Annotated in this window: 23 protein-coding genes and 1 riboswitch; of the genes, 13 read left to right on the top strand and 10 right to left on the bottom strand. The window is 47.2% G+C overall.

Going from position 1 to position 24,264, the window contains the following annotated elements:
* Window positions 1-7: 7 nt before the first annotated feature.
* The 4 genes from JWH17_RS09820 to JWH17_RS09805 all read right to left on the bottom strand — a co-directional run bounded on the left by JWH17_RS09820 (window position 8) and on the right by JWH17_RS09805 (window position 3,321).
* On the bottom strand, window positions 8-721 hold the full coding sequence (locus JWH17_RS09820) for a TenA family protein (RefSeq protein WP_205222432.1): 714 nt from the start codon (window positions 719-721) through the stop codon (window positions 8-10).
* Complete coding sequence (locus tag JWH17_RS09815) at window positions 703-1,404, bottom strand: class I SAM-dependent methyltransferase (RefSeq protein WP_205222431.1); 702 nt, start codon at window positions 1,402-1,404, stop codon at window positions 703-705. Before JWH17_RS09815 ends, JWH17_RS09820 begins: the two co-directional genes overlap by 19 nt.
* Window positions 1,405-1,742: 338 nt before the next feature.
* Window positions 1,743-2,528, bottom strand: a complete 786-nt coding sequence (locus JWH17_RS09810) for a tRNA threonylcarbamoyladenosine dehydratase (protein ID WP_205222430.1) — start codon at window positions 2,526-2,528, stop codon at window positions 1,743-1,745.
* Complete coding sequence (locus JWH17_RS09805; protein ID WP_205222429.1) at window positions 2,488-3,321, bottom strand: TatD family hydrolase; 834 nt, start codon at window positions 3,319-3,321, stop codon at window positions 2,488-2,490. Before JWH17_RS09805 ends, JWH17_RS09810 begins: the two co-directional genes overlap by 41 nt.
* Before the next feature lie 121 nt (window positions 3,322-3,442).
* On the opposite strand from JWH17_RS09805, the gene JWH17_RS09800 reads away from it, so the two are divergent.
* The gene (locus JWH17_RS09800) at window positions 3,443-3,811 is read left to right on the top strand and encodes a hypothetical protein (protein WP_205222428.1); all 369 of its coding nucleotides are present in this window, start codon (window positions 3,443-3,445) and stop codon (window positions 3,809-3,811) included.
* 142 nt (window positions 3,812-3,953) lie between these two features.
* Window positions 3,954-4,137, bottom strand: a riboswitch (cobalamin riboswitch).
* 246 nt (window positions 4,138-4,383) lie between these two features.
* Window positions 4,384-6,111, top strand: coding sequence for a cache domain-containing protein (locus JWH17_RS09795; RefSeq protein ID WP_205222427.1), 1,728 nt, complete (start codon window positions 4,384-4,386; stop codon window positions 6,109-6,111).
* Between the two features lie 44 nt (window positions 6,112-6,155).
* Here the strand turns inward: JWH17_RS09795 and JWH17_RS09790 are convergent, their stop codons facing one another.
* The 3 genes from JWH17_RS09790 to JWH17_RS09780 all read right to left on the bottom strand — a co-directional run bounded on the left by JWH17_RS09790 (window position 6,156) and on the right by JWH17_RS09780 (window position 8,543).
* Window positions 6,156-7,334, bottom strand: coding sequence for a citrate/2-methylcitrate synthase (locus tag JWH17_RS09790; protein WP_205222426.1), 1,179 nt, complete (start codon window positions 7,332-7,334; stop codon window positions 6,156-6,158).
* Window positions 7,335-7,737: 403 nt separating this feature from the next.
* On the bottom strand, window positions 7,738-8,025 hold the full coding sequence (locus JWH17_RS09785; RefSeq protein ID WP_205222425.1) for an antibiotic biosynthesis monooxygenase family protein: 288 nt from the start codon (window positions 8,023-8,025) through the stop codon (window positions 7,738-7,740).
* A 134-nt stretch (window positions 8,026-8,159) separates the two neighbouring features.
* The gene (locus JWH17_RS09780; protein WP_205222424.1) at window positions 8,160-8,543 is read right to left on the bottom strand and encodes a diacylglycerol kinase; all 384 of its coding nucleotides are present in this window, start codon (window positions 8,541-8,543) and stop codon (window positions 8,160-8,162) included.
* A 437-nt stretch (window positions 8,544-8,980) separates the two neighbouring features.
* On the opposite strand from JWH17_RS09780, the gene JWH17_RS09775 reads away from it, so the two are divergent.
* From JWH17_RS09775 to recA, 5 genes are all read left to right on the top strand, one after another.
* Window positions 8,981-9,352: a helix-turn-helix domain-containing protein gene (locus tag JWH17_RS09775; RefSeq protein ID WP_205222423.1), complete on the top strand. Its 372-nt coding sequence runs from the start codon at window positions 8,981-8,983 to the stop codon at window positions 9,350-9,352.
* A gap of 221 nt (window positions 9,353-9,573) precedes the next feature.
* Window positions 9,574-10,620: a tRNA 2-thiouridine(34) synthase MnmA gene (mnmA, locus tag JWH17_RS09770; RefSeq protein WP_205222422.1), complete on the top strand. Its 1,047-nt coding sequence runs from the start codon at window positions 9,574-9,576 to the stop codon at window positions 10,618-10,620.
* A 23-nt stretch (window positions 10,621-10,643) separates the two neighbouring features.
* Window positions 10,644-11,978, top strand: coding sequence for a tRNA (N(6)-L-threonylcarbamoyladenosine(37)-C(2))-methylthiotransferase MtaB (mtaB, locus tag JWH17_RS09765; protein ID WP_205222421.1), 1,335 nt, complete (start codon window positions 10,644-10,646; stop codon window positions 11,976-11,978).
* A 33-nt stretch (window positions 11,979-12,011) separates the two neighbouring features.
* Window positions 12,012-13,256: a CinA family nicotinamide mononucleotide deamidase-related protein gene (locus tag JWH17_RS09760; protein ID WP_205222420.1), complete on the top strand. Its 1,245-nt coding sequence runs from the start codon at window positions 12,012-12,014 to the stop codon at window positions 13,254-13,256.
* 23 nt (window positions 13,257-13,279) lie between these two features.
* On the top strand, window positions 13,280-14,338 hold the full coding sequence (recA, locus tag JWH17_RS09755; protein ID WP_205222419.1) for a recombinase RecA: 1,059 nt from the start codon (window positions 13,280-13,282) through the stop codon (window positions 14,336-14,338).
* A 151-nt stretch (window positions 14,339-14,489) separates the two neighbouring features.
* Here the strand turns inward: recA and JWH17_RS09750 are convergent, their stop codons facing one another.
* A complete protein-coding gene (locus JWH17_RS09750) occupies window positions 14,490-15,437 on the bottom strand; it encodes a ketopantoate reductase family protein (RefSeq protein WP_205222418.1) in 948 nt (315 codons plus the stop codon).
* Between the two features lie 122 nt (window positions 15,438-15,559).
* Here JWH17_RS09750 and JWH17_RS09745 point away from each other — a divergent pair, with 122 nt between their 5' ends.
* From JWH17_RS09745 to JWH17_RS09725, 5 genes are all read left to right on the top strand, one after another.
* A complete protein-coding gene (locus JWH17_RS09745; protein ID WP_205222417.1) occupies window positions 15,560-16,036 on the top strand; it encodes a dihydrofolate reductase in 477 nt (158 codons plus the stop codon).
* A 156-nt stretch (window positions 16,037-16,192) separates the two neighbouring features.
* The gene (sbtA, locus tag JWH17_RS09740; RefSeq protein WP_205222416.1) at window positions 16,193-16,516 is read left to right on the top strand and encodes an SbtA family thio(seleno)oxazole RiPP natural product precursor; all 324 of its coding nucleotides are present in this window, start codon (window positions 16,193-16,195) and stop codon (window positions 16,514-16,516) included.
* Between the two features lie 181 nt (window positions 16,517-16,697).
* Window positions 16,698-17,447: an RsmE family RNA methyltransferase gene (locus JWH17_RS09735; RefSeq protein ID WP_205222415.1), complete on the top strand. Its 750-nt coding sequence runs from the start codon at window positions 16,698-16,700 to the stop codon at window positions 17,445-17,447.
* A gap of 101 nt (window positions 17,448-17,548) precedes the next feature.
* Window positions 17,549-17,998: a D-aminoacyl-tRNA deacylase gene (dtd, locus tag JWH17_RS09730; RefSeq protein WP_205222414.1), complete on the top strand. Its 450-nt coding sequence runs from the start codon at window positions 17,549-17,551 to the stop codon at window positions 17,996-17,998.
* Window positions 17,999-18,010: 12 nt separating this feature from the next.
* On the top strand, window positions 18,011-20,935 hold the full coding sequence (locus tag JWH17_RS09725) for an insulinase family protein (RefSeq protein WP_205222413.1): 2,925 nt from the start codon (window positions 18,011-18,013) through the stop codon (window positions 20,933-20,935).
* Window positions 20,936-21,123: 188 nt separating this feature from the next.
* Here JWH17_RS09725 and JWH17_RS09720 read toward each other — a convergent pair whose 3' ends face one another.
* Window positions 21,124-21,507, bottom strand: coding sequence for a DnaJ family domain-containing protein (locus tag JWH17_RS09720; protein ID WP_205222412.1), 384 nt, complete (start codon window positions 21,505-21,507; stop codon window positions 21,124-21,126).
* Window positions 21,508-21,616: 109 nt separating this feature from the next.
* On the opposite strand from JWH17_RS09720, the gene JWH17_RS09715 reads away from it, so the two are divergent.
* Window positions 21,617-22,507, top strand: a complete 891-nt coding sequence (locus JWH17_RS09715; protein WP_205222411.1) for a hypothetical protein — start codon at window positions 21,617-21,619, stop codon at window positions 22,505-22,507.
* Window positions 22,508-22,529: 22 nt separating this feature from the next.
* Here the strand turns inward: JWH17_RS09715 and nadB are convergent, their stop codons facing one another.
* Window positions 22,530-24,140 carry an L-aspartate oxidase gene (gene nadB / locus JWH17_RS09710; protein WP_205222410.1) on the bottom strand — a complete coding sequence of 537 codons (1,611 nt, stop codon included), beginning with the start codon at window positions 24,138-24,140 and terminating at the stop codon, window positions 22,530-22,532.
* Window positions 24,141-24,264: the final 124 nt, after the last annotated feature.

The raw sequence follows: 24,264 nt of genomic DNA, 5'->3' as shown, positions 1-24,264 counted from the left end.
AACACCTTCACCGTGCCTGCCACGCCTGTTCCCAAAAATCAACCTCGCACTGCATGCTGGCAACAAAGGCATTGACGGCTTCCCCTTGTTCCGGAAAATCAGTTTCCAGTGCATAACGATTGAGGCATTCTATCCATTGTGCTGCCATCTCCTGAACCGCCGCATCTGCATACAGGTCCAACCAGAGGCGAAAGGGATGGTCATTCCTTTTTGTTTCCGGCCGCATGGCCAACCGCCTTCCCACCTCGGCATACAAGACGGTACATGGAGTTGCCGCAGCCAATGCGACCAATACGGAAGAATGCTTGACCGCATTGCTTTCTTGATGGATATAAGCTCGGGTAGCAGTTCCCGGAGGCTCTGCTCCCCAGCTCAGCCCCAGTTCACCTAAAAGTTGCTCCTGAATGCCCAACTCCGCCTCTTCAGAAAGGAGGGCTGAATCGATAAACAACTGTTTATCGGTCATTGTTGAAACTCGCTTAGCCAGAATACGGCAGACCTGTACATAATTCTGCAGGTACAGGCCATCCTGGATCAAATAATGCCGAATCTGTGCACTACTTAAGGTACCGCCGGCCAACCCTTGAACAAACGGATGCGTTGCTGCCACCTCCCACTCACCAGCACATGCTGCCAAACAACGCTGATAAAAAGAAGAGATGGGCACAACACCTGACTCCTCCTCTTTTCTTTTAGGTGGTTTCAGGGTTTGACTGCACATACTGCCACATAGTCTCCGGAATCATACCCAGGGACAGGGTCCTGTGGTGTTGTATCGGAAAAACAAGGATGTCGTGTCAGCGTTTGCGCATAGAAAAGATCGGTAAACCCAGCCTTTAATGCGGCATCAATTTTATCCTGAGTCGGCCGCCAGTTAGCCCCACCTGCTAACTCAACCGGATATGGATCGCGGGGCAGTACCCCACGCAACCGGTCATCATTCCAGGTACCATAAGCACCGCCGAGACGATACAGAATCCCGTAAGAGCTTTCCGCCGGTACATCGATAAGCAGCACCCGTCCGCCTGGCTTGAGAATACGGTACGCTTCTCTCACTGCCGCATCCAGGTCGGCAATATATCCAGGCGAACCATTGAACATCACCGTGTCATATAATCCATCCTCGACCGGCATCTGCTCCGCACCTGCTTCGGTAACAGTCATACCACGTTTACGGGCGATCTCCCCCATGGGTGCGGAAGGCTCGACCCCTTCTGTTATGGAAACACCATATTCTGAGAGTAAAAGCTGCTCAAACAGCCCTGTGCCGCAACCAACACTCAGGGTCTTTCCCGGAGAAGTGCCCAACACATGCGCAACCAGCCGCAGCTCTGATTCAAGAATAGCCTGATTTTTCTGAAACCAGGCATCGTATGCATCCGAATAATCGTCAAATGTAATCATGTATTCACTCCTTCCACTTCAAATCAAAAAAATAATGGCTCATTGCAATAGAGCACCCCTTTCATCCAGATGCGTACACACAGGCTGGATAATGATAGTCATGCGATGTTTTCCTGACTGATGGTGCGCAGGCGGGGTATTGCTGAACAGTTACAAAACAGGAAGTTTAACAGAAAGGTTCTCCTCACAGGCACCCCACGGAGTGTCGCATTGGTCGCTTACCTCTTTCGACGGTCACGATTTCACGCATAGAGAGGCTACCGGAGTCTTCGCGTACCCGCGCAATAGCGCGACTGTCCAAACATGAGGACCCGTGAGCAGATACACAGAAAGAACCGTTAATGAGGTGTTGTGGTGGACATGTTGTCCCCTTCTTCACTTCCTCCTGACAGGTACAAAATGGCTTCATTGGCTAAAATCAAGCCAAAGATACCGGTCAAGGTCGGCAGACTACCAAGGATAACACGTTTTCGTCCACGATTTTCATAGATATTTGCAGGTGGTACGTTTGGATCAGACACGGGTGGCGTGTAGGTAAAAGTAACTTTTTCGGTAGAAAACACGCAGCGAATGCCGGTTTCTATCCCTACACGTCTCAGCCTTTTACGCACCCTTTTCGCAAGCGGACACCCACGGCTTTCGGCAATATCTCCCACAGCAATTTTTCTGGGATCCGTTCGTAAAGCAGCCCCCATGGAGGAAAGAAGAGGGATGCCTCTCTTATATACTTCTGAAAGCAGCTGTATTTTGGGATTAAGACTGTCAATCGCATCAATAACAAGATCCGGAACAGGATCCAAAATAGTGGCAAGCGTTTCCTGATCAGCAAAGACCTCTTGCGCTTCCACCAGGCAATTGGGATTAATGGCACGTACTCTTTCTTCAGCTACCTTGGCTTTGGGTTGATACAGTGTTGATTCCAGAGCAAGAATTTGTCGATTGATATTACTGGGCTGAATGGTATCAAAATCAAATAGACGCAGGCTGCCCACACCGGCCCTGGCAAGCCCTTCTACAGCATAGCCACCAACAGCGCCAAGCCCAATCACAACCACTCTGCTTGATTGCAGTCTTCTGAATCCACTATCGCCGAGAAGCTGCTGCGTGCGTAAAAATCTTTCCATTATCCCAGAGAGATACCTTTAAATCTTCTACGTTTATCTTTTTCAATTGCGCAACCTGATGGTACAGGTCCGCCACCCACATTGGTTCATTGTATGCTCGTTCCCCTTTCGCCATCCATTCAGCCGGCAACTGATCGGGGGAATCGGTTTCGAGCAATATTCTTTCCACCGGTGTCTCAACCAGCACCTTTTTAATTTTTTTTTCATCTCTGCCGAGCAAGCGTGTGGAAAAAGAGATGTAGGCACCAGCCGTAACCAATCTCCGCATGGTCTCAACAGAACCTGAGTAAGAGTGCAGCATAACAGGAGGTGCACTTTCCCCGGCAAACTCTTGCTCAATAATATCGACCACCGGCCCCCAGCTTCTTACACAATGAACGACCAGAGGACGATGGTATTGAAGAGCAAGATCAACCTGCGCCTTAAACAGTGCAACCTGGCGGGTAAAGTCAACCGGACAACGTTTATCAAGCCCTGTTTCTCCCACTCCACAACTCTGCTGCTCAAGCAGCAAACATAAACGTTCTCTCCACCCCTCGGCTACTGAATCTGCATACCAAGGGTGGATACCGATAAAAGGTATAACCTCGGGAATAGTCCCGGCAAGCGCAATTACCTTAGTCCAGTCATCTTCCGAGGTAGCATTACAAAAAAACCGCCCTACTCCTTTTTGTCCAGCTCGAGCAATGACCGATGGCAATTGTGCTTGAAGACGTTGATCCTGCAAGTGTAAATGAGCATCCAGATAACTTACCTCAGTATTTTTGTTGATTTTCTCTGCTGAAGATTTCATTTCAATTGCTTATCCGAAAAAAATAGACTTCATCACTCATTTCCACCCTGCCTCCTCTTGCCGGCAGGTCAACCGTCCTTTCGTATAGAGATAAACAAGCTCACAGCTCAGTCAACATTGGATGCAAATTAAAGCGCGGATTCACGAGCATCTAAAAGCTGCCAATCAGGCGATGGCAAGATGCAACTACGTCTTAGAACAAGACGGCAAGGAAAACGCTCCATCCCATAATCACGGGTTCTTTCAGGAACTGCTTGAGTTGGTAGCGCCGGCAAACACTCCCCACTCATCAGTGGACATGACAATAAAAGAAGAACTCCGGTGCTGTCTGACTTACTGGGATTGGAACCGGCAACCATGCTGTTTCTTTCCACACCCACAGAGAATAGACGGAAACAGGAGCAAAAACGATAGGCACCCTGAAAAACTCTTTTTCAAAGTCCCAGGTGATAATGATACAATAGAAGCGGTAAAATTACGGACACCCTGACGCAGCACTCTCAGGCTCAGTTTATTTTCCCCGCTCTGAAACCGTTTTGCTCGTCCGGAAATAAAAAAACCGGACCACACATTATGATCCGGGGATGCCCTAATAGCCCTCGTATCGAAAGCGTCTTCACGTGCCTAGAAAAGATCACTTCGCACTTCAGGTAGGTCTTCTGACTTCCGGATCATTCTACTCGCTGCGCCTTCCCGATATGTATATATCAGTGACATTTATGCAGTTTTCGTCCCCGGTTACAGCGGCGGGCCCGTCTCCGGTTCACACGGAGTTCCCTTTTCATCCATTATGGAACCTGAAATGTAACTGGGTAAGTAAAACAGAATGATCTTTAAGAAGTCAAGCACAATTTGCAAATAACTTCTCATTACTGCTATAGTATTCTATTCTTCCGGTCAGGCTAATTTTCATGATCACCATTGATTATATTAAGCTGTTGATACATATTTATTTAAAGGCTTATTAGTTGCTACTCACAGGCACCCCCATGAGTATTTACGCTTATTATTTTAAACTATTTTATATTTAGCCGCATAATAGTTCTTTGCAGGAGATTGTATATGGAAAATAAAGGGATGCAACAGCTTTCGAGAGCTATTTCCCTGCGTATTGCCTTACCAGCACTCCTTACTATTCTTCTTTTTATCGTCTCTATTTTTCTGGTCATCCTCCCTTCGCTTGAAAAAAACTTCATGGCTGGTAAGCGTGAGATGATCAAGGAACTCGTGGAGACTACCTGGAATGTTCTTGCCACATATCACTCCAAGGAACAGGAAGGCATTCTCACCCGTGAAGAAGCGCAACTTCAAGCAATTGACATTATTCGTCATTTCCGTTATGGCAACAACGCCATGAATTATTTCTGGATTAACGACCTTGATCACCGCTTGGTGGTACACCCGTATCGATCGGATATGGAAGGGGATGACAGCACATCTTTTAAGGATCCTACAGGCAAACGAATATTCATCGAATTTGTCCAAATTGCTCAGCAACAAGGGGCAGGCTATGTGGAATATATGTGGCAATGGCTGGATGAACCGGAAAAAATCTCCCCAAAGCTCTCCTATGTAAAATTATTCAAACCATGGGGATGGGTACTGGGTACCGGAGTTTACCTGGAAGAAGTTCAAGCCCAGATAGCAAAAATACGCAAACGATTAACCGCTGTCTCTACCCTGTTTCTGGTCGCTGCCATCCTCTTGGCTCTCTACAGTATTCGCCATACCATCTTGGCAGACCGAGTCCGTGTTCGTATCTGGGAGGAGCGACGTCGTCTCATCAAAGATATCGAAAAAAGTAAAGAACGTTACCGCTCACTGGTAGAAACAACAAGCGACTGGATATGGGAAATCAGCCATACCGGCTACTTTACCTACTCAAGCCCTAACGTGCGAAATATTCTCGGTTATAAAGCCGAAAAAATCCTGGGAAAAACCCTTACCGACCTCTGCATTCCGCAAGAAAAACAGCACATAGAGACCACCTTTCAAGAGCTGCTGGTTAAAGAAAAACCATTTTACGGCTTTGAAGTACCCTGCCTGACAGAGGAGAGGAAAAAGGTTGTCATCGAATTCAACGCCATCCCTATCTGTGATATCAGCGACAAAGAAGGTTTCACTGTATTTCGAGGTGTTGCCAGGGATGTAACCGAACGTAAGGCTGTAATGCAACAACTGAAGAACAGTACCAAGAGGTTACGATCAAGTCTGGAGGAGACTGTCAAGTCGCTTGCTTCGGCAGCAGAAAAGCGTGACCCTTATACAGCCGGTCATCAACTCCGGGTTGATGAGCTTGCATGTGCTATTGCCAGGGAATTAAAATTGAGTGATGACCGGCTAGAGGGGCTGCATTTTGCAGCTATCCTTCATGATATCGGAAAAATATCAGTACCGGCTGAATACCTGGCCAAACCGACAGCCCTTTCTGCCCAAGAGCGGGCAGTCATCAAATGCCACCCGGAAGTCGGTTATAAAATTTTAAAAAATATTCAGTTCCCGTGGCCTGTAGCGCAAATTGTATATCAGCACCATGAGTTGCTGGATGGTTCCGGCTATCCACGCGGCCTTAAAGATGGCGAGATTCTTCTGGAAGCGAAAATTCTAACCGTAGCCGATGTGGTGGAGGCCATATCCTCCCATCGGCCTTACCGCCCATCGCTTGGCATAGAAACAGCGCTCGATGAGATACGGGCAGGCCGAGGGCTCAAGTACCATACAGCAAGCGTTGACGCCTGTATTCGTCTGATAACACAGAATATCGTGGAGCTGAGCTCTCAAACGTGGTAACGACCTTTATAACGGCTTACAGGCGCATACTTTATCATGCAGCTTTACTTCCGCTTAGCAGGCGGTGAGTATTCGCATCCCATTAAACCACAGTACTCGCCTACATATTCCGCTTTAGGTCTATAGAGAGCCGGTTTGCCCTGGGCATCTGCAAACTGCTCCTCGATTATATGTGCGCACCATCCTGCCACTCTGGAAATAGCAAAAATCGGAGTCATCAAGTCCAGTGGGATGCCCATCATGTAATAGACAGGAGCACTCATAAAATCAACGTTGGGCAAAATAGTTGTTTTTCCTTTTTGAGTAAACTCAGCAAGGGTTGCTCGCTCAACCTGCTCAGAGATAGCGAACCAATTTTGTCCTGTTTGCTCTCCCAGCCTCTTCCCCATTTTCTTCAAATACACAGCTCGCGGGTCACCTGTCTTGTAAATTGCGTGCCCAAATCCCATAATCTTATGCCCCTGTGCTATCCACTCTTTCACCCAAGCAGCTATGTCAGTCTCATGCTCCAGGTCAAGCAGCATTTTCATAACCCTGCTATTCGCTCCGCCATGCAAACTTCCCGAAAGAGCTCCCAGTCCTGCGGCAACTCCGGCATAGAGGGAAGCCCTGGTAGAAACGACTTCCCGTGCGGCAAAGGTCGAAGCGTTAAAGGTATGGTCAGCATGCAGCACTAAACAGATGTCCAGATCACGGGCGGTTGCTGCATTCGGTTTTTCCCCCTGCAGCATCCATAAAAAATTAGCTGCATGATCAAGGCTTTGGTCTGGCGGCAAAGGTTCCAGGCCATTTCGAATCCGGTGCCAGGCTGCGGTTATGGTCGGTAATTTAGCAATCAAACCGATAGAACGATCGATATTTTTCTCTCTTTCAAAAGTATCACCGTACTCATCAGCCATGGAGAGCATAGGAACAACGGCCTGTAATATGTCCATAGGTTCTGCATCTGCTGGAAACTGCTTCATGCCCTGATAAACAAACTCAGGAAGCCGGCGAGCTGCTTTGACCCTTTCGACAAATTTCTCCCCCTGCTCAATGGTGGGCAAGGTCCCATAAAGGAGCAGGTACGCTGTTTCCAGGTACGAGGAATTGTCAGCAAGATCTTCTATGCGGTAGCCGCGATAAATGAGTACGCCTTTTTCGCCATCGATGAAGCTAATTGCCGAATCGGCAACAGTTACACCCCGCAAACCGATATTTTTCACATGCACTTCGCTACTCATATACCACCTTCTCCTGTTATGGTCTTGACCCACCTGATATTGGAGGCCACATTCTCCGTCATGATGCCGGTGTTACTATAAAGAGAGGTAAGTTACCCTGCTCTCTGTTTTTGTCCAAGAGGACCTCTTGCAAATAATATAAGTAATTTCAATGAAATGTAAAATATTTTTTCAGTTTCATAGATGAAGTGTCCATCACCTCCTCTCCCCGGACCAGAGCCCTGTTGCGGACAGTTGCTTCAATAGCAGTCTATAAACCAGCTTGCTAACTTCATTTCATCCCAAAAAAAAACGGTTTATTGCCAACTACCTGCAATAAACCGTTACCATCCACTCAATCATTTTCAGGCAGCTTGCGACAGCTCCTCCTTCATAATTGATTTATAAACATATACAGAACGCTTTACGAATACTCAAAGATTTCATAAGTGGTTTCTTCGCCAAGTAAGGCATCAATCTTAGTCTGTATCGCCTGACGCTCAGGAGAGAGTACCCATTCTCGCCAATCATCAGCAGATTGCCACGTGCTGACAACCAAACTTTCTCCAGGTTTATCAAACCGATCAAAAGTTTCTCCTGAAATGTAGCCTTTTCTGTTTGTGGTTAAGGTTCTGAGCTCTCGTAGTAATTTCGAAAGTTCTGGTTGCTTATCCTCGGACATGTTTCTTCTGATCAATACTTTAACAGCCATTTACACCTCCTCTTTTTAGTGAAAAGGATAGCAGTAGCCCTGCTCAGCAACTTACTGTCCACAAGCTTACTCTTATTATAACACCTTAATTCGTTGAGTCAAATGACCAGGGCAATAAAACTCCATCTTTTTAATCACTTAAAAAAAAAAACAAACAGCCACACAATAATGCAGTGAACAATGGAGAGAAATACAGCAGAAGACCCGAGATCTTTAGCCAGTTTAGACAAAGGATTTCGTTCAGCACCAATCCTGTCTATGGCTGCTTCAACAGCAGTATTTATAATCTCCACAATGAGAATAAGAAAAAGACAACTCACTAAAAGCGCCCTTTCAATGCCGCTTTTACCAAATATAACAGCTATGGGAAAAAGCAGTATACAAAGCATTACCTCCTGACGAAAAGCAGCCTCATGCTTCCAGGCCGTCCTTATTCCGGCAATGGAACAATAAAAAGCCTTTATCACGCGTGAGTAACCGGTGCCGTGTGGTTTGTTCGTTTCGGGTTGTTCAGACATTGTCAAGTATCACTCAGTAATAGTGCTTGATTTGAAGTTCTACTCAGTGTTTGGGTGAACCTGTTTTTTCTCACCTTCAACGCCCTTCGGGATCGGCTATTTTACCGAATTTGATTCGTTACCGAAAGCTTGAAATGTTTTTTATACGTCTGCATCTACGATGCCTCATATCTCCTGCAGGTAGCGAAGACTTTGAGATTACCAATAACCAATTGCAGGATAAAGGTTTTACACTGACAGATCAGTCCATTGTAAAAATGGTCGCCTACGGGGTGCAAACTACACAATCTTACTCCGGATGAACATCAATTTTAACAACGGTCAATGACTGCATGCAGGTCATTAAAAAGCTACCCATCAACAGAAGAAATAAATTGCTGCCTCCAGCACCTTGTGGTATTGGTAAAATCATAAAGATCGAATAGTAGGAAAGAGATATGGATCGTGAAACATTTATTCAGTTTAGAGCCAAGCTAGGTAAAACCCAGAAAGCGCTTGCGGCACTTCTTGGAGTGTCATTAAAGGCTGTACAAAGTTATGAGCAAGGCTGGCGTTCAATCCCAATCCATGTGGAACGGCAACTCTATTTCTTAGTAGTTCACCAGCGTAATAATGTACATAATAAGCGTAGGGACTGCTGGGTCCAAAAAAAATGCGATCAGAAAAAAAACTGCCCTGCCTGGGAATTTCAAGCCGGTCATCTTTGTTGGTTTCTCAGCGGTACCCTTTGTGATTGTACAATGGACAAGACATGGAAAGAAAAGATGAGCATTTGTCGTGAATGCGATGTTCTTAAATCCTTGCTCTAGCCTTCACCCGATGATCACAGGCTCCATGGTATGAGTTGAACCGATTATTGCACAGGTTCAGTTTGCACATAACCGCCACCTATCGTGACGGTTCATCTCTCAACACGGTACCTCCACTCCACCAACTGCTTCTCCACTAATCCTGCCACCCAGGTGCATCATTTTTTTCTTTCCTTTGATGCACAAAAGACAAACAGGGTGTCCACAAAAAACACTACACCATGGGCAACAACAAAAAAATAAAAGTCGGCATGGCAATGAGTGGAGGCGTTGATTCTACGGTTGCTGCTGCTCTTCTCCAAGAGCAAGGGTATGCTGTTTACGGTTTTTTCATGCTTCTCCCCGTCCCGGAAATGGAAGCTCAGCAAGAGAGGGTTTCCAGGGTGGCAGAGACACTGCAGATACCGCTCGAGTGTATCGCAATGGAAAACCATTTTACGGAGACTGTCATCCATTATTTCCTCTCGTCGTATCGCCAGGGCCTGACTCCCAACCCATGTATTTTTTGTAACCAATATATCAAATTTGGTTCATTTTTACGCGCAATGCTGGCTGCAGGAATGGAGAAAACCGCTTCTGGTCATTATGCACAGATTAGCGCCAGCCAAGGGCAATCATTGATCGTCAGATCACCCGACCCCTTGAAAGACCAGTCTTACTTCCTCTGTCGGGTCGATTCTCGGCAGCTCGATAGCCATATTTTTCCCCTTGCCCGATGGAGCAAACAACACACCTATCAACGGGCGAAATCCATGGGGTTTGACTTCCAGGGTCAGGAAAGCCAAGATGTCTGTTTTCTTTCTGGTGATCTGCATTCTTTTCTTGCTTCCCGAGGACTCAAAGAACGCCCAGGTAAGATTGTTACCACCAACGGCACCTGCCTCGCCGGCCATCAAGGAATTTGGCGTTACACCATTGGCCAACGTAGAGGGCTCGGAATACCAGATGCAACTCCGTGGTATGTCACCGCCATTGACGCGACAAACAATCAAATTGTGGTCGGCAAAACTGAACAGCTCCTGCACGAAACACTTACCGTCCATTCCCTGCAATGGTTCAGGAAACCAACGCTGTTCCCATGGCAAGGTGCTGTACAGATCCGTTCCCGCCACGCACCTGTCAGGGCGAAGTTGACGTTGGCAGACCGCAAACGTGGTAGAGTCGTTTTTGCTAAACCGCAACGGGCAATCACTCCGGGCCAGTATGCCGCATTTTATGATGGTGACAAGTTGATCGGCAGCGGTATAATAGAGAAATATCAACAATAGAGATCAATAGTTCCCCCTTGTTCATGAAAAAAATCGCCATCACCACCCTTGGCTGCAAAGTCAATCAATTTGAGTCAGCCTCCTTTACCAGCGGATTTCAGGCAGCAGGTTGTACATTGGTGCCTTTTGCGGACAAAGCAGATATATATGTGATCAATACCTGCACCGTAACCGCTAAAGCAGGTCAGCAATCTCGCCAGCTTATTCGCCGTGCCCTGCAGACCAACCCAAAAGCAAGAGTCATTGTTACCGGGTGTTACGTCCAAATGGATCCTGCAATTGTCCTGGACATTGTCGGCGACAAGGGGTGTGTGGTAGGCAATGATTATAAACACCTCATCGTGGACACGGCTCTCAAGGAGACTGCTCCTGACCTGATCGTGCTCATGGGAAAAATCAGCAATCAACAGGATATCTGCGAGTTACCGGTCAAACGCTTTACAGGGCGTACCCGAGCCTATCTACGTGTCCAGGACGGATGCAATAATTTCTGTACCTACTGTATCGTCCCCTACACCAGAGGACCGAGCAGGAGCCTCAAAATTGCGGCAGTTCTTGACCAGGCAGCCGTTTTTCAGGAAGAAGGATATCGGGAATTAGTTATTACCGGTATAAACATAGGTAAGTATGGGATTGATCTTGATGAAGGAGAAAACATCTACTCTTTACTTGACCGTCTCTGTACTCAGTTTCCTGCACTGCGAATTCGATTAAGCTCCATTGAACCCACCGAAGTCAACGATCAATTATTGAATCTGGTGGTGAACCACAACAACTTCATGCCGCATCTCCATATCCCCCTGCAAAGTGGCGATGACAATGTATTACGGCGCATGTACCGCCAATACACGACCACCGCTTTTCAGGAAGCTGTCCAGGCTGTCCATACAGCCATCCCACATGCAGCTATCGGCTGTGACATTCTTGGCGGTTTCCCTGGCGAGACCGATTCAGAGGCTGAAAACACCTACCAATTCATACATGATCTACCAATTACCTACCTGCATGTATTCCCCTACTCCAAACGCCAGGGTACTCTGGCAGCTTCTTTCCGCAATCAAATATCCGGACCTGTAAAAAACAAACGCGTCAAACGGTTACGTGAACTGGACGAACAACTGCGAAATAAGTTTCACAAACAACAACTTGGCACTGACTGTCAGGTGCTTGTGGAACGGCGTCATAAAAAGAGCGGTCTTTTACAGGGTTTTTCTGAAAACTATATTCCCTTGCTATTTTCAGGCCCCACTCACCTGATCCACCAGGTGGTACCTGTCAGCTTTACTGAATTTGATCAAAGCCAACCAATCGGCAGGATTGCTGAAGAGGTGCTTGAGGAAAACCAGGTTAACAAGTAAAGTACCCCCTGTTCAAAAAGGGAGACGAAACAGATGATAGGAGAAATAATTGCCATCGGCGACGAGCTGACAACCGGCAGGATTAACAATACAACCAGTGGGTATGCAGCCCAAAAGCTTCATGCAGCCGGCCATGTGATCCGATCCATCCACACCATTGGCGACTCATTTGCGCTCATAGGGCCAACGATAAAGCAGAGTCTTGAACAGGCTGACTTTGTTATCGTTACCGGTGGTCTTGGCTGCACAACTGATGACCTAACCAACCAAGCCGTTATCGAGTCACTCCAGCTCAAAGGAGTAATGCATAGCCGAGTGGTTGCCAATATAGAAAAACGGCTGACAAATATGGATGCCTGCAAGCGAGCTGCTGTACAAAAGCTTGCCTGGCTTCCAGAGAACGCAACCATTCTCGACGAGACCTACCGGATGGCTGGTTACTTGCTGCCCCATGCCGATAAACCTTTGTTTTTTCTGCCCGGTATACCATCCCAGATGGAACATCTCCTCACCGACAAAGTCCTCCCCGCGCTGCAGGAATGGTACCCACAGCCGGGCAAACACGTATGTCAGCAATTGTACCGAACCTTTGGCCTGCCGGAAACCGAAATCAATGCACGCTTGGTCAACCTGGAAGAAACAAAATCCATCCAAATCGGCTATTATCCGGTTGGCTGTGAAGTGCATGTGAGCTTGACGATCACGACTGATAACCAAAAGACCTCCGCAGCACTCTTTACCGCGACTGATGAGGCCATTCGATCATCTCTCGGGACATACCTTTACGCTACAGGTGGGCAGTCCATGGCTGAGACTGTCGGTAATCTTATGCTCAAAAAAGCCGGAAAAGGATTACTCTGCGTTGCCGAATCGTGCACAGGCGGCTTGATTGGCTCCAAATTAACCCAGGTTGCAGGCAGCTCACAATGGTTTGCCGGCGGTGTTATTGCCTATTCCAATGCGCTTAAGGAGACGCTGCTCAATGTTGATCATGCCCTGCTTCATAACTACGGAGCGGTTAGCCCGCAAACAGCAAGAGCCATGGCAGCAAGACTGGCTGCGAAACTGAAATGCAGTACTGCTGTATCGGTAACCGGCATTGCCGGACCAGGAGGCGGGTCCGATGAAAAACCAGTCGGAACTGTGTATGTCGGTCTTTTTCATAACAACAAAGTGAAGGAAACATTATATCACTTCACTGGAACCCGTACTCAGATTCAAGAAAAAACAGCGTACACTGCACTTGATACTGTACGCCGAGCTCTTCTCGAAAATTGAAATAACCACGCTAAGGAGATCCCATGGCTGTGTCCAAGGAAACTGCTGCTGAAGGCAGATTAAAAAGTGTTGATAATGCAATTGTTCAAATACAGCGTCAGTTCGGTAAAGGTTCCATCATGCGCCTTGGATCTGATGAACGGGAAAATATTCCCGCTATCCCCACCGGTGTTCTTTCAATTGATCTTGCGCTGGGAGTAGGAGGATTTCCCCGGGGAAGGATCACAGAAATTTACGGGCCGGAATCATCAGGAAAAACCACCCTTGCCCTCCACGTTATTGCCCAGGCACAAAAACTGGGAGGAAACGCAGCCTTCATTGATGCGGAACATGCTCTGGACACAAGTTATGCTGAGCGTTTAGGTGTCGATGTGGACAACCTTTTGATTTCCCAACCAGACTTCGGCGAACAGGCCCTTGAAATCACCGAAATCCTGATGCGAAGTGGCGGGATTGACGTCATTGTCATAGACTCGGTTGCAGCGCTGGTACCACGTGCAGAAATTGATGGCAATGTGGGTGACCAGCATGTCGGCCTGCAGGCCAGGCTCATGTCCCATGCCATGCGAAAATTTGCAGGCGTTTTGAAAAAAACCAATACCGTCCTCATTTTCATCAACCAGATCAGGATGAAAATTGGTGTCATGTTCGGTAACCCTGAAACAACAACCGGTGGTAATGCCCTTAAATTCTACAGTTCCATCCGGATCGATATAAGAAGGATGACTCAAATCAAGGACGGGCAGGAAGTTATTGGCAATCGGACCAAGGTCAAGGTCGTCAAAAACAAGGTCGCTCCGCCTTTTAAACTTGCTGAGTTTGATATGGTGTATGGAGAAGGAATCTCCAAAGTAGGAGATCTTCTTGATCTCGGAGTTGAACATGGGCTGGTTGATAAAAGCGGTGCCTGGTACTCTTATCAGGACGAACGGATCGGGCAAGGACGAGAAAATGCCAAAAAATTTCTCACAGAGCACCCGGATATGCTCAGGGATATCGATACAAAATTACGCCTTGGTCTTGGTATGGCCCCACAGAGTGATGAGGCGCAGGAACCGCCGATAGAACCACCCCAAAATTAACATCTTTCTTTCTACGAACTCCTTCTCCCAAAAAGACGCTTTGCTTGCCTATCACGCAAGCAAAGCGTCTTTCTTTTATTGACATCTCTTTTCAACCCTCCCAGGTAGAGGATTCAAGACGGGATTGACACGATCAACTCATGCTTTTTATTCACCGTGTTTGCTTTTCTTTGAAACGAACGAGTGCTGCAAGAATATCACAGGTAGGCGTAGCCACTCCGCTTTTCATTCCCTGTGCAGCCACATAACCAATCAGAGCCTCCACCTCGGTTGGTTTTTCCTGCTCAATATCCTGCAACATTGAAGGCCGGTGATCATAGGTTACAGGAACCAACTTATCATAAAAAATCTCCTTATACACCTCTGCCCCCTGCCAGTGCGTAGCAAATCCCATGGCATCAATAACCATAAAGGTCTCTTCAATCACCCGGTCCATGATCTCCCTGCAATCAACACTGTCAGACAACGCTCCATAATGTACCCCTAATATCGCCCCCAGAGGATTAAGCGCGCAATTATAGAGCAGCTTAGCAAAAAGGTCCTTATGGATATCATCCACGGCACAACAAGGTAGTCCAGCTTTGTTAACCGCCTCTGCAAACCGAACCGCTGTCCCTGGAATATGTCCTTGTCGGCACCCCCCCACATGTACCTCATCGGCTGAGACAGTTATCCTGACAATGCCGGGACGTTCAATCTCAAACCCTGTTATCACCCTTGCTCCCAAACTACGATTGGAGCCGAAAGCAGCTTCGACCTGCTCCATGTTTCCACAACCGTTTTGCATAGAGACAACCGTGCCTTGAAACCCATGGAGGCCGGCAATGTCCTTCACAGCATTTTCCGTGTCATATGCCTTGGTTGTAATGAGGACATACTCATATAGACTCCCGTCCAGACAATTTAGATTCGTCACCAGGTTTAACCTGCCCGGCGCGACCTCGTAGTCGCCGAAGATACCAGTTACCTTCAGTCCATTTGTTTCAAGAATTTTTTGAAAACGCTCTCGCAGCACGAGGTCCACCTCGTGTCCGTCGGTCGCCAACATGCAGCCAATGGCCTGTCCCAAAGCCCCAGCTCCATATATTAAAAATCGCATAAAGAACACTCCTCTCCATCAAATTTGTCCGGCTTTACTTGCTCAAAAAACAAAAGCACCTTAAAATAAATCATCTTTTTTTTGCAAGCTCTCATTGTTCTCTAGCTCAATTAGGTCTTCTTTTGGAAATAATCATTATTGCAGCCATGACGCCCTCCCATGTCATTGGCCACAAAAATTCCATTCCATGGCACATTCCATCTGAGCAGTGTTTTTTCAAGCATGTCACCATGGGATCTCCCATCATCATGGGGCGAAAAACCTTCGAGTCCATTGGCCGCCCATTACCTGGTAGACAAAATATTATCATTACCAGCAAAAAAAAAGGTTTGTCCGCTGGCTGTCTTTTTGTCCCCAGCCTGGAACAGGCATTGTCCTATTGTACACAACACCGCCGTAGTTTCATTATCGGTGGTGCCCAGGTCTACAAAGAAGCCATGGACAAGGCAGACGCACTGTTGATTACGCTTATCGAACAGAACTTTCAAGGGGACACGTTTTTCCCTGATATCCCTTCCAAAAGATTTCAGGTTGTCGGGATGGCCAAATCTATAGGCCCTATTACCTATACAATCATCAAGTACCAAAAAATAAAGTGAGAACCGCCACTGTCCGTCACCTCATCTATGTGTTTGCCCCATACATAGCCTTGACTTCTTTTTCTTTTTGAATATATTAACTCCATGGAAAAACAATGAGCTATAGGTATTCTCTATCTGTTTTTCCCCTCATTAATTTCCTTCAGGGAGGATGTTATGAAGAAAAAAGAACTCCACAAACTACTTGCCGGGCTCAGTGTTGCCGGACTGATCGGTGCAGGAGGTATTTCGGTACCAAATGTACACGCCAGTAGTGGCTGAGGTGCCAAACCTAGCGCCGGGAGCGCTAGCGAAGTAGAAAAGCCTACTGGAGCGAGTGGCTGAGGTGCCAAACCCAGCGCCGTGAGCGCTGAAGAACACGTACAAGATACGGTCGACAAAGCAGTCGACTCCGCCTCAGATGCAGCCAAACAAGAAACAGACAAAGCCATTGATAAGACAAAAGAACAGGTGAAAAAACCTGTTGGCAAAAGCGGCTGAAGCTAAATAAGATACGCGTGCAGGTTGCACGTATTTTTCAAAGGGCACCCTGGAAACAGGCGTGCCCTTTTTTCGTTTATACTCCCTCTATGTTCCCAGTTGCATCCACATGGCAGAGTAATTAGAGTGGGTTAGGCTATTGCAATTATTCTTCTCCAAACCACCTGTTCAAGTACATTCCATGCGCCGATTTTTCATTACACCTGAATCAATTCAAAATAACCGTATCACCATTACAGGGCCCGAGGCCCATCATATTTCCACAGTGTTACGTCTCCAGCCTGGAGAGCAGGTGGAGTTTATTGATGGATCGGGTCACATCTACCTGGCCACCCTTGACGTGACCGGAAAAAAATCTGTTCGTGCGGCGGTGATTGACAAGAAACAAGTCGAGCAGGAATCGCTTTTTCCAATCACTTTGGCTCAAGGTGTCCTCAAAGGAAAAAAAATGGAAATGGTAGTTCAAAAAGCTACCGAACTGGGAGTGATACACCTCCTTCCCCTCTATACCCGCTTTTGTGACCACAAAGCTCTAAATGACAACCGCCATGCACGATGGCAGCGAATCATGGTCGAAGCCTGCAAACAGTCTCAACGCCCTACCCCCATGCACATTGCCGGGCAGACTTCATTAGAAAAAGTAGATTTTTCTCCTTATACCCACAAATATATAGCATGGGAAAAAGAAGGTTCGACCCTTCTCCCCCTTGATATGTGCAGTCAACCAGGGCCCATCTGTATCTGCATAGGTCCGGAAGGTGGATGGCACCAGCAGGAGGTTGACACGCTCCTTGATTTCGGATTTCTTCCTTTTTCACTTGGTCCCTCTATTTTACGGGGAGAAACAGCTACGATTGCGGCCGTCGCCATAACCCAGTATGTCTTGGCTGCGGGTCATCAATACGCTTCAGTCCCGTCTAAGAAGCGGTAACTGTATGGTCGTTTCAACGACCGTCTCACGAAAAGGTGCCTCGGTAGAGCCCTCTTTTCTTTCTTCCTCCCTTTTCCATAACCAACAATAAACGGTACACAATGAGAGCTGTGATTCAAAGGGTTTCCCAAGCAAATGTAAAGGTAGAAAATATTGTTACCGGAGCCATAGAACAAGGACTCCTAATCCTTCTAGGCGTTCACGGAAACGACACTGACAAGGATGTGAAATGGCTGGCCGAAAAAATTATTAATCTCCGCATTTTTGATGACGATAATGGGATCATGAACTTATCCCTCAATGATGTGAACGGTCAATTACTTGTCGTTTCTCAATTCACCCTGTATGGTGATTGTCGGAAAGGTCGTCGCCCATCCTGGTCGTCTGCAGCTCCACCGCAGAAGGCACAACAATTATATCTTGACTTTATAGAAGAGTGCACCCGTATCGGATTTCCTCCACAAACCGGCACCTTTCAGGCGGAAATGGATGTTACCCTTACCAACCAAGGCCCAGTTACCCTGCTGCTTGATTCCCCTAAAACTATTTAAACACCATTGACCATGACTGATTTTATCCAAGGTAACACATACAGTAACTTCACCCTTATCAACAAACAGAATATCTCCGAAATACACTCCACGGTCTATCGTTTCCAGCACAACACTCTTGGCTGCACAGCCTTTGCCATAAAAAACAACGATCCCAACAAAACCTTTTGCGTTTCCTTTATGACCGTTCCTGAAGATTCCACAGGCGTTGCCCACATTCTCGAACACTCTGTGCTCATGGGATCAAAAAAGTATCCTGTCCATGATGTTTTTGGTGAAATAAACAAAGGTGGGCTGATGACCTTTCTCAACGCCATGACAGGTGCTGATACGACCTGGTACCCCTTTGCCACTCGCAACAGTAAAGAATACTTCAACATCATGGATGTTTACTGTGATGTTACACTCCATCCCCTGCTGCAGAAAACCACCTTCGAACAGGAAGGATGGCACTATCACATTGAAAAGCTAGAAGACAAAATCGAGTATTCCGGGGTGGTGCTCAATGAAATGAAAGGTGCTTTTTCTGATCCCATTCGTTCCCTTTTTCACCAAACGTACCTGGGCTTATTGCCCGGTTCAACCTATGCTCACGAATCCGGTGGTGACCCGGTAGCTATTCCCGACCTCACCTACGAAGAATTCGTTCAATTTCATCACGACCATTATCATCCGGCTAATGCTACGTTCTTCTTTTACGGCAATGCTTCACTTACAGAAGAGCTTGCTTTTATTGAAACCAACTTTCTCAGCAAATTTGCTGAACCTGTTCCTCGTGCTGAAATTGTCCAGGGAGAGCCCATTCAGAAAACCGTTTTCAAAGAAGCCCGCTATCCTGTCCAACCCGGCACAGACCTCGCGCAAAAAACATTCCTTGCAGTAAGCAGCATCGTTGGCACGGCGAACGAACGGAAAAAAAATACAGCCTTTCAAATTATCGCGCATATTCTCTTCAACTCCGATGCCTCCCCTCTAAAAAATGCTATCATTGAGGCACGTCTCTGTCATGATTTTGGTGGTCTTTTCCTGGATAACTCCACCTATACCACTATCATGATGACCTATCTCATTGGCTCAGACCCCGAAAAAAGAGAGACCTTTCTCAAACTTTATAAGCAAACCCTTGCCACCATGGTCGAGCAAAAACTTGACCCGGAACTTGTCCTCTCAGAACTCAACAAATATGAATTTTCAGTACGGGAGGAAATGAACAAGGCTCAAAGAGGGCTAGACCTCATCAGTAAAGCTCTCCCTGCCATGAAATATGGCCTTGACCCTTTTTCCGCCCTCCAGGTAGAGGAACTGTTTGCAGAGATACGAAAGGATGCCCTTGAGAACGGGTATTTTGAATACCTCATTCAAGAATATCTTCTTGACAATCAGGCATCCGCCATAGTGACCCTCACTCCGGATCCGGATAAACTGCAGCAGAATGCTACCCAGGAGAAGGCACGTCTGGAAAAATATGAACAGCATCTCAACGAGCAACAACGGCAATCCCTTGTAAACCGGACCCATGAGCTTATACAACTGCAGTCCACCCCTAACTCTCAATCCAGTCTCCAGTTGCTTCCCAGGCTTAAAGTGAAGGATCTCGACCCGAAGCCCGAACAATATGTAGTAACAGCCCAACATCTGGCTGACACGGAACTGCTTGTCAACGATTTACCAACCAATGGTATCTGTTATCTGGATTTTGGGCTGGACTGTTCAGGGCTTTCAGCAGATCTGCTCCCCTACCTGGACATATTCGGCACTATTTTCACCGAAATCGGTACTGCAGATAAAGACTACATGCAGTTCACAAAAGATGTAAATATCTACACAGGTGGCTTCTCTCATTCATTTAACACCTACCTCCAGTCCGGCTCCCGCGACATCGTCCGCCCCATCCAGTGGTTTCATCTCAAGTCGCTTTCCACCAACCTGGACAGAGCCATCAACCTGCTTGCTGAGGTCTTTACCGACGTTAACCTCACGAATCGGCAGCGCATCCGCGAAATCGTGCAACGGGAATATGCCTGGGCTGAGCACTCTGTACAAAGTGAAGGATATACGCTGGCCTCGACCAGAGTGTTTTCTCATCTCAGTCTTGCCGGGAAATACAATGAATATATTAATGGCGCACACGCTTACCTCACACTCAAGCACCTTGCCTTAAACTACGACCAAATGGAGGAATCTTTTCTACACGCACTTGGGGTCATTAAGGATACGTTGCTCAACAAAGAGGGTTTAGTCATCTCCATCACTGCAGACCAGCAAGACATAGCAACTTTTCAGCAGTTAGCCCCTGCCATTGTGTCAACCTTGAATACGGCTCCGTTGACACACGTGCAACCTGCCTTTATCGAGATGCCGGCAAGCCAGGCATTCTCCACCTCTGCAGAAGTGGTTTACAACGTTCAGGGATGCACTCTCTTCCCAACTCTCGATCAGTACACGGGTAGTTTTGAAGTGCTGAAAACGTGGATTTCGAGAGATTACTTGTGGAATACGGTGCGTCAAAAAGGAGGGGCCTATGGCTGCTTTATTCAATTCAATCATTTAACAGGTAACTTTGGAGTCGTGAGCTATCGAGATCCTCAGGTCGATAAAACCTACGCTGCCTACGATGCCATACAAGAGACTATCGCCTCCATTGACGTTAGCAGCGACATGCTCAGTCAACTCATCATCGGCACCTACGGCAATCTTACCCCGCATCAGGGACCGGCTGCCCGTGGTGCAATGGCTCGCAACGAATACCTTTCAGGAGTTACGCCAAACTTTAAACAGCAGCGGATCAGTGAGGTTATCGCCACCAGTGTTGATGACCTCCGGGAGTATGCCGCTCTATTTGATCGTTTAAAAAACAATGCTTACCGAGCAACCATCGGCAACGGTGAAAAAATTGCCGGTGCAAAGACCGTTTTTAATGATATTACCACCCTCTAAAAAAAGATAACCGGTACCCCTTTTTCGGCGGCGACCCGTTCAATACGCAGCGCGCAGGGTGGATAAACGCAGCACGACACCCTGCACAACTGCGGCACCGCTTAACCATCATTACCGCCGCCGGCAGTTTGGAAACTTTCCTTTTTCTACAATCCGGCCCAAGGTGAGCACCTATAAAAAAGGCTCTCTTACTTTCCCTTGACCGTAAGAGAGCCAACAACTTTCTCGTAATAATCGGATTGATCATCAAATCGAAGTTTTTTCCCCATTCGAAACTCCAGCTTGAATCGCAAATATTCCAGCTTCTTCATTTGCTTGTACTTAGTCTTTTCATCTGTACAATGGCGGAGCAGATCTTCTGTCTGACGTATTTCTTTTCGTAAACCGACCTCTTCAGGAACATACCCGGCATTCTTCAGTATTCGATATCCCATCCTTAAATCCGGGGGCACATGTTCCATGTCGTCCTTAGGCATGGGTTTATTTTTCCAGTGGGAAAGATCGGGCAATGTGCTCTCTGCCATGGCTTTTTCTATTCGGCGCTCAGCTATAAAGTGTATTGCAGTCAGCATATATACAATGGTACCCTGTTAAGTAATATATAGAGTTTATTCAACTAAGTGTTTTGCTCAAACAAAAAGCAATCCACCACCTCCATCCTACCACAAAAAAAGGAATACAATGAACAAGCTACGCATTTTTTTTATCTCCGTCACTCTTCTTCTCTTCGTCTTTACCTTACCGCTGTGCGCCAAGGATCTCCCTTGGGATATGCCTCTGCCTTTTAAAAAGGCTACTATCCACTATGCGGTAACCGGCAATGAGACAGGCTCAGAAACACTTTTCATCAAAAACAAAGGGCAACAACGGGCAACCCACCACGATACGACCATGTCCATGATGGGAATGACCACCAAAACGAACACCATCGAAATAGTCACTCCCGACTGGGTCACGACCTATGATCTAGAGGAAAGAACGGGTAACAAAACAACCAACCCAGCAAAAATTTTCAGCACAGAATACAACAAACTCAGCAAAGAAGAAAAACGGAATGTGGAAAAAAATGCTGAGGAACTCGGCGCGTCTCTTATGAGCATGGGCGGGACCAGCCGTCCAAACGCCAAAGAAATTCTTGGTCACGCCTGCGATCTGACAGAGATAGCCGGTATCACCAAGGTCTACACCATCCATGCAACCGACATCATGCTTCGAAGCGAGACCTCTGTTATGGGGATGTCTACCACTATCACAGCCACATCCTTCGACACCTCATCAGCTATTCCAGATACCGCCTTCAAGGGACCAAAAGAAATTGTAATCACCCATGATCAAGAAGCTGAAGCAATGATGACCTCCATGATCCACTCTATCATGGACAAGCTCAAGCAGCCGGACGGAGCTCAACAACTCAAAAACGCTCCACTTTCCCCCTACCCTGCAGGTATGGGAGTACCGGCACAACAGCAAGTGCCTACAACCAACCAACAGGGTAACCAACCAGGACAAGAAGAGATGATGCAGGAAATGGAGCAAGGATTAAAGATGATAAAAGGTCTTTTTGGCGAATAACCCCCACCCCATGCATCAAGGATTACCCCTTTCGTTGCAGGACCGTGTTCACACGGCATGTCTCATCATTACGAGAGGGGTAATCCAGTGTGTAATGGAGCCCTCTGGATTCCTTTCGTTGAGCAGCACTACGCACAATCAGATCAGCAATAACTGCTAGGTTCCTCAACTCCACCAAGTCCGGGGTTAAGAGGTAATCGAAAAAATGTTCATTTATCTCGTCCAACATCCACTGCAAACGCCTCTGCATCAAGTCCAAACGTTTCGTATTTCTGACAATGCCCACATAGTTCCACATTAGGCGCCGTAACTGATCCCAGTTATGATTCACCAGAATTGATTCGTCTAGGGAAGACGCCTCTCCTGTACGCCATGGCTCGACCGCGACTCTTTTCAATGCGCGAAGTTGGTCTATCTTCTCTTCCAGCATAACGGCCCCTTTATCGGCAAACACCACAGCTTCGAGCAGAGAATTACTGGCAAGCCGGTTAGCACCATGCAACCCGGTGCATGCCGTTTCACCAAAAGCGAGCAAATTCTCCAGCGAACTCTGTCCCCACTTATCCACCAACACCCCTCCACACATATAGTGAGCAGCGGGAACCACAGGTATGGGACGCTTGGTTATATCCACCCCATATTGCTTGCAGGTTTGGTAGATAGTCGGAAACCTCTCTTGTAAAAAAGCAGGAGATTTGTGAGTGATATCCAAATACACACAGTCTGCACCACTGGATTTCATCTCCGCATCTATCCCACGGGCCACGGCATCTCTGGTTGCGAGATCACCTCGATGATCATATTTTTTCATAAACGGGACACCCTGGTCATCGACTAAAACCCCTCCCTCCCCCCGTACGGCCTCAGAGATGAGAAAATTTTTCGCTTCCCAGTTAAAAAAACAGGTTGGGTGAAACTGGATAAACTCCATATTTGCTATCTTTGCCCCTGCCCGATATGCCATAGCTACCCCATCACCGGTTGCTATATCCGGATTCGTCGTATACAGGTAAACCTTACCGCACCCTCCGGTGCACAGAACAGTCACCCTTGCCTGTCGCACCTCCACCTTTCCAGACTCGCGATCAAGCACATAAGCGCCCAGACACCGTTCCCCCTCTTTACCCCCAACACTTGAACCAAGCGCCTTTGATTCCACCAGCAGATCTATTGCGAGATGGTTCTCCAAAACAGTGATTTTTGGGTTAGCCGCCACTTGCTCCAAAAGGGCCCGTTCAATTTCCCGCCCGGTCAAATCATAGGAATGGGCAACCCGTCGCGCAGAGTGTCCGCCTTCCATTCCTAAGTCAAACGTACCGTCTGCATTCTTATGGAAATCAACCCCCAGCTCAACCAACTCCCGTACCCGGTCCGGACCTTCTGTGGCGACCGTGCGTACAATATCCTCATCACACAAACCGTCTCCAGACACCAGAGTGTCCCTCACATGTGCCTCCACCGAATCTTCTACCGACAAAACGGCTGCCACCCCGCCCTGGGCCAGATTGGTAGCGGTGTCAGCTTTCGCCTTTTTGGTGACAATTGTTACAGTTGCAAACTTCGCGACTTTTAAGGCATACGACAAACCGGATACGCCACTGCCAATAATAAGGACATCACTATCAAACTCCATCACCCACTCCTGCTGTGCAATGTTTCACGTGAAACATTTTTTTTAATTTTATCCCTAAGAGAAATGTATGCTCTCAGGCCTGATTATAGTATACTGTTTGTTGTTTTCGTCAATATAGTTAGAA

Source organism: Desulfogranum marinum (genome assembly GCF_016918565.1).
In the GTDB taxonomy this organism is placed as follows: domain Bacteria; phylum Desulfobacterota; class Desulfobulbia; order Desulfobulbales; family Desulfobulbaceae; genus Desulfogranum; species Desulfogranum marinum.
Note: the sequence above shows the minus strand (reverse complement) of the source record. Positions and strands in the feature narration are given on the sequence as shown.